Origin of the sequence: Candidatus Uabimicrobium amorphum, assembly GCF_009002475.1 — a bacterium.
GTDB classification, from domain to species: domain Bacteria; phylum Planctomycetota; class Uabimicrobiia; order Uabimicrobiales; family Uabimicrobiaceae; genus Uabimicrobium; species Uabimicrobium amorphum.
This window is the reverse complement of record NZ_AP019860.1, coordinates 6,805,069-6,818,307: the sequence shown is the minus strand read 5'-3', so window position 1 is coordinate 6,818,307 and position 13,239 is coordinate 6,805,069. Positions and strand designations below refer to the sequence as shown.

Sequence of the window (13,239 nt, the reverse complement as noted above, 5' to 3'; positions counted from 1 at the left end):
ATCTTTTTCATCTCTCAAATATCCACGTCACATTCTACTCGAAGATCGTCTAAAGGACTTCTTTTGGTTATTGACTTTTCGGGAACGGGATCAGGAATGGGATCGGGATCGTTTTGTTTTCTTCTAATGACACAAGTCCAAATGAATCTTACTGTGTTTCATTTTGTTCAACAATACTTTGCAAGTCTTTCATCCAATGCGTAATACATTGATAACGATCTTTTTGCTCCCTAGCCATCGCTTTACAAACTGTATTGGACAGTTCTTCTGAAATTTCAGGAATGATTTCTTTGGGGGGAATTAAGGACGCTGTAAAGAAGTTTTTTATTCGTACGAACATTTCATCATCTTGAAAAGGCGTTTTGCCTGTCAAAATTTGATATAAAATGACCCCTAATGAGTAAATATCGCTACGATGGTCTATATTGGAAATATCTCCTCTGGCCTGCTCCGGCGACATGTAATCGATCGTACCAAAAACGGCCCCTTTTTCAGTCAATCGACTGATCTTTTCCGTAAATTTTGCCAATCCAAAATCCATAATTTTTGGTTGGTAAGTTTTTGTAACCATTATATTTTCAGGTTTTAAATCGCGATGTATAATGTGCTGATTATGTAAATATTCGATCGTTCTTATTACGTCCATAAAAATGCGTAGTAACACCGTTTGTGAACAATTTGCCATCGCTTCCTTGAGAGTACAGCCATCAATCCATTCCATTGTGTAAAACAATCGTTGTTTGTATTCTCCTGCGGTATATACTTGTGTAATATTCGGATGAACGAGTTGATGCATCGCTTCTATTTCCCTTGAAAAGCGCATGCCAATTTTATTGTTTTCATTAACTGACGGAAATGAAGTTATTTTAAGAGCCACCAACTTGTCATTCTCCAGATCATTTACTTTATATACCTTTCCCATTCCCCCTTCCCCCAATTTTTCGATAACTTCATAGCGGTCTTGGAGAACATCTCCGGGATATATATTAAAGTAAATATCAGAAGTCTTACTATCTGGTTCACCATGATTACTCATTTTTTCTGGTTGTAAATACAGTGAAGGAAAAGAATCATCACTTTTCTTTTTTCCGTTATTTTCCATATTATTTTACCTGAATATTGTATTTAAGGAAATTCCTTGGGTCTTATTCTATTTATTTTACTGTATCTTCAGCAAAGCCAAAGTAGACAGGCATTTTCGCCGTAATATCTGTGTCTTCCCATCACAATCTATGTATTTTCCATACCGCTCGATACCCACGAAAACTTATGCAAACCTGTCTTCGTGGGTATAAAAGTTATTTTACTTTGCAATAGGTGCTGCGACACACTGACTTGGTATCGCAAAAGCATTGACCAAGTGTACGGCCTGTGGTTTTAGTTCCAGGCATATTTTGCTTACCTGACGTAAAATTTCTTTTGATTTTGCCACCTCTACATAACCGCTCTCTAGATACCATCCGCGATCTTTGGCGATGCAGTTTAGAGAAAACAGGGCACATAGTTTTTCGAGAATCGGCTTGTTGGACTCTGTGGCGCGCGTATTGATTTCGTGTTGGAATCTTTCACAAATCACGCGTTCCATACACGCATTGGCTAAACTAACCAAGTGGTTTTGACACTCAATGAAAGCTTCAAAAGAGTCCATTCCATTTTCAATACGGTGTTTCAAGCGTTTTGCTACGGACATCAATAGAGACTTTTCGCGATAGCGCAGTGCTTCGGCATGAAAAGAGGCACTGCGTAAGTGCTCTTCGTCGGTATTGCGTGTTGTGATCGGGTTTAGTTCGATCACCGCTACAGCTGCTTGGTTGGCGATGTATTTGACCATCGACCACCAATTCATTTCGTGAAATTGTTGTTTTAAGTCGGCGAGAAGTCCTTTGGCGACGAGTTGCATCAACACCGTATTGTCTCCCTCAAACGTGGTGAATATGTCACTGTCGGCTTTTAAATCGGCGAAGCGGTTTTCGGCTAGGTATCCTTGCCCCCCACAGCATTCGCGGCACGTTTGAATGGTATGCGTTGCGTTCCAGGAGGCGTAAGCTTTTAGTCCTGCGGCGAGCACTTCAATTTCACGTGTATCTTCCGGCGTTTGTTCTGCGTAGCGCCGTGTTAGATACTGTAGAGAAAAATCTAAAGCATAGGCATTGGCGATTAGAGGAATTAGGCGTTTTTGATGCGTGGGGTAGTGGAGAATGGAGATTTCTTTTTCGCCAGCAGGACCAAATTGGCGACGTTTTTCCGCATAGCGTACGGCAATAGTCAATCCGGTTTTGGCGACGGTGACGGAAGCGGCTCCGATACTAATACGTCCCGCAACTAGAGTACTCAACATGGTGAAAAACCGCTGCGAAGCGCTCGATATGGAACTGGTGTATTTGCCGTTTTCCGCCACTTGTGCGAAACGATCGAGTAGATTTTCACGAGGAATACGTACGTCATTAAACCATATACGGCCATTGTCGACACCGTTGAGTCCCATTTTCTCTCCGCAATCTTCGATGCGTACACCAGGCATGATATTTTTGTCTTTGTCGCGAATGGGTACGATAAAGGCGTGGACGCCAAACGGTTGGTCTTGGATAATCAGTTGTGCAAAAACGGTTGCGACCATTCCGTCGCATGCGGCATTGCCGATGTACTCTTTGCGCGCGGAATCACTCGGTGTGTTGATGATGAACTGTTGTGTTTTGCGGTCGTAGTGTGCCGTGGTTTCTAGGTCACGTACGTTCGAGCCGTGTCCCTCTTCGGTCATGGCAAAACATCCCATGCATTCCATATCTCCTATGCGCGCTAAGTATTTATCGTGGTGATATTTGGTTCCAAGGAAAAAGACGCTCCCCCCGAATAGACCAAACTGTACCCCTACTTTTACCACCAAACTTAAATCGTGAAAGGCAAGATTTTTCATCATAACAATAAAGCGTGCGAGATCACTCTTACCTCCATAACTTTCGGGATAAAATAGTGCTCCCCAGCCTTGTTTGGATATTTCCGCACACCACTTTCTCACTTGTTCGCGGTGTTCCGCGGTAGTTAGTTTTTTCTCGGGAAACTTAAACATGGGGTCGCGGAGTAGATTTTTGATTTTCTGATGGAGCTCTGCGTATTCCCCGTCTAAAAAATCGGTCATTTCATCTATATTGAACTGTGGTTGTTGTTTTTCTGTAAATTTTTCGCGCGTAATTTTTTGGGTAAGTATTTCTTTACGCGCTTCGGGACCGACAACATATAACGCCTTCTCCACTTCGTTTAAAGCTTCACACAATTCTTTCGATGTACAACGAATTTTGGGATTGTCGCCACCTATGCTTGCGATTTCAGCTCCCAAGTCGGCAAGAGTTCGCCGCGAGGTATCGGTTTGCGATTTGGCGTTTTCGCGAATCGCGATAAGCCATGCTTGCATTTGTTCGGGAGAGGGAGGAGTACGCGGATCTAGCCATTGTTGCAAAATGTCGCTATCGTCTTCCTGCAACCACTCCATTGTCGCCATTTTGGCACGAATTTTTTCTATTTCGCTAGGAGTAAGAACATTATTCGACCACGCGACATAAATCATGGGTAAAATCGGTAGTAAACGTTCATTGCTTGGTATGATAACATCTGATGTATGCATGTTGTGCCTCCTTTAAGAATATTTTCGTTACATTTCAACAGTACAATTGGGAAGCCACGATCTAATTTCTTGTATGTGTTCTTCGGAAATTGGATTTCCGGTCAGTTGTAGATATTGTAGATTATATAACCCTTTGATTTCTTCGGGCAACTGCGTAATTTGATTGTCAAACAAACATAGGTTTGTTAGTAAAAATAGTTGCCCTATTTCGCGGGGAATTTCCGTGAGTTGGTTATTGTATAAATTCAACACTTGTAAAGAAGCAATTTCCGTAACCTCTACAGGCAACTCGACTAGTTGATTTCCTGATAATTCTAGTTCAATTAAACGTGAAAGTTTCGATATTTCCGGTGGTATTTCACGAAGGTGGTTGTCGGAAAAATCCAAAATTTCCAAAGTCGAGATTTCTGTGAGTTCTACGGGAAAATTTGCAAAGTAATTTTTACCTAAACAAAGTTTTTTTAATGACTGAAGGTTGCTAAAGTTATCACAAAGTTGCGAAATTTCATTGACATGTAAATCGAGAAACTCCAAAGAGACCAAGCTACTAATCTCGCTAGGAATTTCTTCAAAGAGATTTGCTGATAGGAATAGCTCTCTTAAGGAACCAAGATTGGCAAACTCGTTAGGAAGACTTGTTAATCTATTAGAGTCTAACAAAAGTACCTCTAACGAAGAAAGATACCCAATTTCTTTTGGCAAATACTCCAGGTTATTGAGTTGTAAGTCCAGAAAATCCATATCGGATAGATGTCCAATTTCGCTTGGAATTTTCGTTAGGCTATTCCCGCGAAGATCAAGATATTTCAAAGAAGTAAGTTGTCCCACGCCATTGGGTAAATCACAAAGCCGATTTTCTTGTAAATCTAAGTTTTTCAGCGACGACAATGAAAAAATTTCGTCTGGTATCTGCGACAAACGATTGCACCCCAAGTACAGAGACTCCAGGGTAGAAAATTCTTTAATACTAGCGGGAAGTTTTTGCAAATAGTTGCACTTTAAATTCAATCTTTGCAGTGCCGAAAGTTGACCAATTTCTTCGGGAAGTTCCTTTAGTGAATTGTATGACAGGTCTAAATTTTTAATAGAGCTGCATCCACAAAGACCTACAGGCAATTCCTCTAGATCACTTTCTATGGTTAAAAATTGCGCAAAACTACAATTTGAAAATTGGCAATTTTGTAGATTAGAAAACTTCACATGTGTGCGAAAACTACAATTATCAAACGTGGTATTTTGCACATCATAACGGGTATAGCTTTTTAAGTAAAAAGTACACCCCCTATACACAGTATTGCTCTCGATATTCTCCAGAACCAAACCTTTTTTCAAAATACCACACCTCCAAAATAATATTTTCTTGGAAACAACACTTGACGAAAGTTATTATGGCATAGTGTGGCGCAATTGTAAATCTTCTGGTGAAATTGTAGCGATAAAGGAGTGAACTTTGGCCAATCCATATACTGAAAATAGAAATACAATGGTAAAAGAGCAAATCGTACGTCGTGGAGTAAAAAACCCCGCTGTTTTGCAAGCAATGCGCAAAGTACCACGTCATGAATTTGTTCCGCAAGAGAGTCGTGCCTTGTCATACGCCGATCACCCTTTACCCATCGGTAAAGGACAAACCATTTCCCAACCATACATTGTGGCGTATATGACCGAGATTCTAGAACTAGAGTCTACGCATCGTGTTTTAGAAATCGGTAGTGGTTGTGGTTATCAAACAGCGGTTTTGGCGGAAATTGCCGCGGAAGTGTATACGATGGAGATTGTACCTTTTTTAGCAGAAATGGCGCAAAAAAATTTACAAAACTACGCCAATGTACACTTTATCGAAAAAGACGGATTTAGCGGCTGGCCGCAGTACGCTCCTTTTGATCGAATCATCATCACTTGTGCCCCCCCACAAGTTCCACAGCCACTGATACAACAATTAAAAATTGGTGGAATGATGGTCGTACCAGAAGGAACTTACATTCAGTCTCTAAAGCGTATCGTGCGCTTAACAGAAAGCGATGTACGCGAAGAACACATGTTAGATGTGCGATTTGTTCCGATGGTCGGACAAGCGGAAATGCAAAGATAGTTAGTGAGGTAAAAAAGTGATCAAAGCTGATATTGGAATTATTGGTTTGGGAGTTATGGGCAGTAGTTTAGCGATTCATCTGAGTCGCAAAGGTTGGAAGGTTGCCGTTTGCGATGAATTTCGTCCCGATTTGCTCGAACAACACAAGAAAAAATTTCCGCGACACATGGCGGCAAATTCACTGGAAGAATTTGTGCGTCTCTTAAAAAAACCAGCAAAGGTGCTCATGATGATCAAGGCGGGAAAACCCGTTGATGATTACCTGGAAAAACTGAGTGTACATCTAGGCTTTGGAGACACGATAATCGATGGCGGAAATTCACACTTTGCCGACAGTGACAGACGTCATAAGCTGCTGACGCAAAAAGATATCCACTTCGTAGGAATGGGTATTTCTGGTGGGGAATATGGAGCTTTACACGGTGCTAGTTTTATGCCAGGAGGTTCACGACAAGGATGGAAAGAAATTAGCCCTATTTTTGAAACGATCACCGCAAAAACTGATGACAATTACCCCTGTTGTTGTTGGATTGGAACCGATGGAGCTGGGCATTTTGTAAAGATGGTACACAATGGCATTGAGTATGGTTTGATGCAAATTTTGTGCGAAGTATACCACATATTGAAATGTGCCTTGGCCCTAGATCACGAGGATATCTACGAAGTCTTTCAGTCGTGGAATCGCGGTCCTGTCCGTAGTTATCTTCTCGAAATCTCCACAGCTATCTTGTCGAAAAAAGAGGGGAGTACTCCCATACTCGATTTAATTCTCGATACCGCTAAACACAAAGGTACGGGAAAATGGACAGCGCAAGCAGCACTTGACTTGGGCGTCGCAATTCCGACCATTTCCACCGCGATTCATAGCCGTTTTCTTTCCGCCATTCGCAACGAACGATTATTTGCCGCGGAGCAATTTGCCTTAAATTTTAGCGATGTCGAACTCCAAGATATCACCAACAACATCTACCATGCACTATGTAGTTCGATGATGTGCACCTATGCCCAAGGTTTTGCACTCATGCACCGCGCAAGTCTCGAATATGGTTGGCAATTGAAATTACATGAAATCGCGCGTATTTGGCGTGGTGGATGCATTATTCGCGCCGAAATGTTGTCAATGATTGATAGGGCTTTTTTTGAAAATAACGATTTAGAGAATGTGCTTATTGACCCATTTTTTGTCAATGTACTAAATAGAACACACCATCATTGGCGTGCGTTGGTTATTTCGGCTCTTAAGGTAGGGGTTCCCATTCCGGCCATTAGCTCAGCGCTCAACTATTTTGATAGCTACCGCTCTGCATGGTTACCCGCCAATTTACTTCAAGCACAACGCGACTATTTTGGAGCGCACGGTTATGAACGCAAAGATCGCCCAGGTGTTTTTCACAGCGATTGGAGAAAGAAGTGATTTTGGTGTCAGACTCAAATCGGTGATTTTGGTGTCAGACTCGAAAATACTACGACGAATCTTTTAGTTGTTGCGCAAGTTCGCTAAATCCATATTCTTCGGCCAAATCAATGGCATTTAAGCCATGGCTATTGCGTTGACTAACGGACGCTCCCGCCTCTCGCAACAACATTGTTATCTCACGATTACCTGCACCCGCTGCCCACGCAAGGGCGTTACTTTGGTAGACATCGTCTACTAAAGTGAAATCGGCTCCATTTTCGAGTAAGAGTTTAACCGCTGCAATATGACCATTTTCCACAGCATGATGTAAACCTGGGCAGCCAATGCCGCCCCATTCACTACCAGGAGGATGTAAATCGATAGGCATTTTTTGGTCGAGAAACCACTGTATCACTTGCAATTGTCCGCAGCGGCAAGCGAGTAAATACGCACCAACCATATCTTCAATGGAAGTTATCTTGGACAAATTTTTCTCGAGTGCATCGATATTTCCCAAAGCAGCGGCACACTCCACATTGATCTTTGCACCTTTGGACACCAAGTAATTTGCCACGTTCATATGACTACACCACAAGGCACTGGAAAGCGCCGTAAATCCAAAGTCATTGGTTATGTGAAGTTCTATTCCTAGTTCACATAAATACTCCACCACTTCGTGTTGTCCATTTCCTGAGGCAACACTCAAAAGTGTGTCCCCGCAGTTATTTCGGATTTGTGGATTTCCCCCTAGAGAAATGGCATTTTGCAAAGTTTCTAAATCTGCGTTTTTGATTAGCTCAAACATGTCCATTGTCACTTCCTTCTCACTTCCGCAAAAACATCCGTCGGAAAATCAAAAATTAGAATATTGCCATTGAGTGAGGGAATGGCAATTTTTGACCAATCAGGAAATAAATTGGCGCTGTTACCTTTATAATAACCATCATATATTTTTCCTGAAAAATCGCGTTGTAAATCAAAAATAATAATATCTTGCTCCGTAAAAACCGCCAAATAGCTGGCCTTTGTATCCGGAGAAAACGACAGATTTTTTATATCTTGCGGAACATCATAGTTTTTCCATTTTTGCCACTGATTCTCGACAAGGCGGAAAATGGTCACAACACCTTCTCTACTAATACATACAAAGTATTTTCCGGAAACATGCCACTTGATGTTGATGATTTCTCCACTGCGTAAATCTTCCTCGAACGCAACCTGTGGCCTTTGATTCATGAAATCTCCACGACACAAGACAACAACACCATCGCTTGTGCCCACGGCCAACCACTCGTCTTTTGGGTCAGGCGTCGCACTGCTCAAAGAGCCGTAGTTTCCGATAGAGTATCTCACTTGACTTTGCTTCTCGTAATCATAGACGAATATTTCCCGATGGTCGGTGATGAAGAGAGTGTTGCGGTTTTGCGAAAATTCGATAGACTTTATGTTGTTCGCAAAGCTAATAGATCCGGTAATTTCGAAATTTCCCACGTTTAAGAAAACGACTTCTCTATTGCGCGCTTTTGCGACAATTTCTTCGTCGTGACTAAAGCGTAAAAAACGTAAATCGCTTATTGTTCGTATCGCACTAACAAAACGAAAACGATCATCTTGATCCCATACCAAACTACCTATTAGAAATGGTTGGATCACGACGTTCCCTTTAGGACTGATGCTCAACGGACGCGTGAAAATTTTTTCCATTTCAACATTGTGCGATTTTTGTACACCGAATAGTAATTTTTTACGCTTCTCGTTTAGCATGAGTTTTTTATGAAGATATGGAGATATGTTCCACTGCTGTACCAATGTACCATTTGCGCTTTGACTGTGAACCCATAGCTTGTCTTTACGATCAAATAACAAGTGAAAGGGAACACCAGGGAGTTTTGTTATCGAGATCAACTTTGCGGACGCATCCCAAATCATGACGTTTTTGTCCTGTCCTGCGCTGGCAAATATCCGTAGGTCGTTGTTGAACTTGATGTTGGTTACTTTATTTTTATGTTGAGAAAAGATAAAATCTTTTTTGCGTTTTAAATCACAAACGAATATTTTCCCGAATTCGTTTCCCGCAATTAAATAACGATTTTGTTGACCAAACGCCACATCAGAGAACCTATGGCCCATGTAGACAATCAAATGAGATTCTTCTTTCTTGTCGATGTCGAATATCCTGATACCGTTGCGTACACAAGCAGCGATGAATTTACCATCGCGACTGACACAAAAACTTCCATCTACATTCTCAATGTCAAAATGTAACGTTTTTTGCGGCAAAGAGTAGATGTTAATTGTATTGCCTTCATCTACGATCATTTTTTTGCCGTCCGGTACATGGACAATTTTCTCTATTTCGTGGTCAACGTCGAATAAGCGTACGACCTCATTCTTTGCAAAATCGTAAAAGTGCAGTTTCGTTTCGTCCAAGAAGTAGGCGCGTTGTAGTGTTTCGTCTATGTCGATAAAGTATGTTCTACATTTTTGTGCAAACAACGTATCAGAAAACTCATAGCGACGTTTTTGCACATCAAACTTTCCGCAAACGAACATTGGCTGTTTTTTTTCGTTTATATAAATTCCTGCGAAAAATTGTTTGCGAGGTGAAACCATCGCTTTTTCGAAGTTCACAAAACGATATTCCTTTTCTAACCTTGGCGCATTGGGGAGTATGGTATGTAGAGTAAAAAAAATTTGGTTCTGGTAATATTTTTTCTCCAGACGCTGCGAAATTTCGTAGGCCTTTTTCGCGTTCATTAGCGCGTTCGAGTAATTCTTTGTTGTGATGTTAGCCTTTGCGGTTTCTAAATGCGTTTTGATAAGAGTCTCTTGTAATTGTTGGTGTGCAACCGCTAGCTCATTTTTATTCTGTCGCTCTTTGTATAAAAACCACATCGTCATCAGTGGTATTACCACAAATATAATCATGAGTAAGCCACTGGTCAGCGGATGATGATAACACCACTGTACGCATTTCTTCAGGGTACTCGGTGGCCTAGTGAGAATCGGGCGGTTGTTGAGTACACGTTCGATTTCCTTACGTAGCAGACTCACTTTTTGATATCGTGCCTCGCGATTTCTTTGTAAACAGTGCATACAAATAACTTCTAAGTCTTTATTGATGCGTGGTCGAAACTCAGAGGGCCGTGGCGGGTCAACAGTGGAAATAACATACAATAATTGCACCATATTGCCCTCTTCAAAAGGTGTACGTCCGGTGCAGAGATTGTACAAAATAACTCCCAAAGCATATATGTCACTGCGCTCGTCTGATTTAAAACCGTTCAGTAATTCAGGCGCAATGTAATGCGGTGTTCCCACTATTTCACCTGTTTGATAAAAGGTGTTTTCGGTGTCGAGTTGTCGCGCGATTCCAAAATCCATCACTTTGACATTGTCATCTTTCACCATAATGTTGTCTGGTTTTAGATCGCGGTGAATGATTTTATTTTTGTGGGCGTACTCCACGGCAAAACATATTTGCCGAAAAATTTGCAATAGTCTTGTTGTCGATGGTTTGTATTCCATCCATTTGGTGAGTGTTTCGCCTTCGATGAACTCCATGGCAAAAAAATACATAGGGTGAATACCAGTGTCGTAGATGCGCGCGATGTTGGGATGATCTAGTCGCGCCATAGCCTTGGCTTCTTTGATGAACTGCTTTTGCGAATTTTCATCTTCGCTGTGTAAAACCTTGATTGCGCAATAACGGTTCAGAGATTTATGTCTCGCTTTGTAAACAACGCCCATTCCTCCACGCCCTAGTTCTCCAAGAATTTCATAGTCTTGAAATTTTAAATCTGGCGGAGGAAATACTTCTCTTACTTTTTGCCAGTTCTGTTTATCGTAGGAAAGGAAATCATCGAGTTGCAATTTCTTTTGTTCGAGATATTGCCGAATTTGCGACGCGGAAAAAGGTCCATATATCTCTTTGTCATTTTTTTTAGCTATGTACCAGTTGTTCATCACTACTTTCCGTTTTGTTTTTTCTTCTTTCGCGGAGGATACACATCAAATACTCGGTCGCCGATCGCTAAACGAAATCCCACAAACGGTATGCGCATAATATTGCCTCCAATCCCAAAATTGTAGACTTCTTTTTTACCGAGAAAACTGGAGCGGTGAAAGGCTTTGAATATATGACTCGGGTCATCTGGCCACCGTCCTCCGTAGCGCCAATTCTCCATCCACTCACCGACATTGCCATGAAAACTACATCCTCCCCAAGCATTGGCGAACTTTGCAAATTTTTCTATAGAAACGGGCTTGCCCATGTGAATATTTGCTTGAGAAGGGAAAAGTTTGTCACCGATGTTGTATTTGTAAGTAGAACCAGCCATGCATCCATAAATCCATTCTTTTTGATGCGGAGGGCGAAAAAAACCAGAGCGTCCATGTTTATTGTTCATTCGTTTACAAAACTCTTCGATCTCAAGAACATTGATTTCTTTTACCGGTATATTTCGACCTGGGGATGGTGCCACAATTCGCATACCCATTTGTTGCCATTGTTCCTGGGTAATTTCATGTTTGCTAATGTAAAAAGCTCGTGGAATGACAATAAGCTTTTTTTCGCGCTTTTGCTTCTTAGGCTTTCGCGGTTCATACATTACCCCTGGAGGAACAAGTACAAATATCATATTTAGAGCGCGAACTTTTTTTGTCAAAGACAAATTGTTTTCACTGGCATACCAGATTTGATATTGGCGCGCATATTGTTTTTGTGTTTCAAATGACAGATTGCGCCATTTTTCATGGCTAAAGTCGAACCTTTTATTTTGTGTATCCCATCCAGCTTGCCAAATTTCTTTTGCAAAAGGAATATTTTCCGCAGCATCTGAAGATGTCTCCTTAGGTGTCTTTTGCGGAGGTGTTTGAGTTGTTTGTTTCTCTTGTGGTTTAGTTTTAGAAGAAGGCTCATCAAACGATTTGCCTAATAAAAATGCGGCAACCATCATTACAAATATTCCGGCAAACATCAGAATTTTTTGATATTTCTGCCAAGCCATGGCTGTTTTGCGCAACATTCCAGAGGAAGCCTCTAACTTTTCACCACGTGCGAAACGCTGTAGATCTCTTTTTAACGCCGCGGCTGTTTGATAGCGCTTTTCTTTTTTCTTCTCCAAACACTTCATACAGATATTTTCCAAGTCTTTGGGAATACGCGGTTTGATTTTTGTCGGTGGCATAGGCACAACATTGATGATCTGGTTCAGAATTTGAGCGTAGTTTGTCGTTGTAAAAGGTGGTTTGCCGGTTAATATTTCATAAAAAACTGCTCCGAGTCCATATACATCGCTTCTTGCATCGACATCGCGAGAGCGTCCCCCGGCTTGCTCTGGGGGCATGTAGTGAAGTGTTCCCATTACTGTGCCCGTACGCGATAATTTTCGACTCGCTTTGGAGGTTTTTGCCAAACCAAAATCCATAATCACTGGCTCGTTGTTGTCGTCAAACATGATGTTCGCCGGCTTTAAATCACGATGTATAATGCCTTGGCCATGTGCGTGGTGAATGGCATCGGTGATTTTCATCATTGCGTCTACGGCTTGACGTATCGACAGATTCTTCATTCGCTCCTTTAACGAACCACCGTTTATCAAGTCCATGGTAAAATAAGGATAAGAATCTTCGATACCAATATCGTAAACGCGCACAATATTCGGGTGATTTAAATTGGCCGTAGCGCGCGCTTCTCTTTGAAATCTTTGGAAATCCGTGTCATTGTCATTTGTTCCCAATAGCAACATTTTTAACGCTATTTCGCGACGCAGTTGTTGATCATACACCTTGTAAACGCGGCCCATACCACCACGTCCTAGTTCACAAATAATTTCATAACGGCCAAACGACGGAACGTATTCACTTTTTTTCGTTGGTGTTGACGCTTGGGGATAATTGGTATTATCTCCTGCATTTGTTTGGCTATCCACAACTCTTTGGTTTGTCGATTGCCGCCATAGATCATTGATCTGTTGCTCTGAGAGATACCCTTCTCTATTGAGAACACTCATCAACGGAATATTGCCTTGTTGTTTTTGAATTGCCAGACATTGCTGCAACTGTTGGCTCGTAATCATTCCCATTTTGATGGCTAATGAGATTAGGTGCTTTTCATTGGTTGTCGACATA

At 41.5% G+C, this 13,239-nt stretch carries 8 protein-coding genes; 2 read left to right on the top strand and 6 right to left on the bottom strand.

The annotated features are described in order from the left end of the window. Positions 1-148: 148 nt before the first annotated feature. From UABAM_RS24090 to UABAM_RS24080, 3 genes are all read right to left on the bottom strand, one after another. The gene (locus UABAM_RS24090) at positions 149-1,102 is read right to left on the bottom strand and encodes a serine/threonine protein kinase (protein ID WP_151970551.1); all 954 of its coding nucleotides are present in this window, start codon (positions 1,100-1,102) and stop codon (positions 149-151) included. A 201-nt stretch (positions 1,103-1,303) separates the two neighbouring features. Further along, positions 1,304-3,619: an acyl-CoA dehydrogenase family protein gene (locus UABAM_RS24085; RefSeq protein WP_151970550.1), complete on the bottom strand. Its 2,316-nt coding sequence runs from the start codon at positions 3,617-3,619 to the stop codon at positions 1,304-1,306. 27 nt (positions 3,620-3,646) lie between these two features. Beyond that, entirely contained in the window at positions 3,647-4,951 is a 1,305-nt protein-coding gene (locus UABAM_RS24080; protein ID WP_151970549.1) for a leucine-rich repeat domain-containing protein, read from the bottom strand. 118 nt (positions 4,952-5,069) lie between these two features. On the opposite strand from UABAM_RS24080, the gene UABAM_RS24075 reads away from it, so the two are divergent. Next, positions 5,070-5,711: a protein-L-isoaspartate(D-aspartate) O-methyltransferase gene (locus UABAM_RS24075; RefSeq protein WP_229759303.1), complete on the top strand. Its 642-nt coding sequence runs from the start codon at positions 5,070-5,072 to the stop codon at positions 5,709-5,711. Positions 5,712-5,727: 16 nt separating this feature from the next. Next, on the top strand, positions 5,728-7,125 hold the full coding sequence (gndA, locus tag UABAM_RS24070; RefSeq protein WP_261343903.1) for an NADP-dependent phosphogluconate dehydrogenase: 1,398 nt from the start codon (positions 5,728-5,730) through the stop codon (positions 7,123-7,125). A 49-nt stretch (positions 7,126-7,174) separates the two neighbouring features. Here the strand turns inward: gndA and UABAM_RS24065 are convergent, their stop codons facing one another. Genes UABAM_RS24065 through UABAM_RS24055 form a run of 3 tightly spaced genes read right to left on the bottom strand, consistent with a single transcriptional unit; the run spans position 7,175 to position 13,238 of the window. Continuing rightward, a complete protein-coding gene (locus tag UABAM_RS24065; protein ID WP_151970548.1) occupies positions 7,175-7,918 on the bottom strand; it encodes an ankyrin repeat domain-containing protein in 744 nt (247 codons plus the stop codon). A 2-nt stretch (positions 7,919-7,920) separates the two neighbouring features. After that, complete coding sequence (locus UABAM_RS24060) at positions 7,921-11,073, bottom strand: serine/threonine-protein kinase (RefSeq protein WP_151970547.1); 3,153 nt, start codon at positions 11,071-11,073, stop codon at positions 7,921-7,923. A 2-nt stretch (positions 11,074-11,075) separates the two neighbouring features. Continuing rightward, entirely contained in the window at positions 11,076-13,238 is a 2,163-nt protein-coding gene (locus tag UABAM_RS24055) for a bifunctional serine/threonine-protein kinase/formylglycine-generating enzyme family protein (RefSeq protein WP_151970546.1), read from the bottom strand. Position 13,239 lies beyond the last annotated feature (1 nt).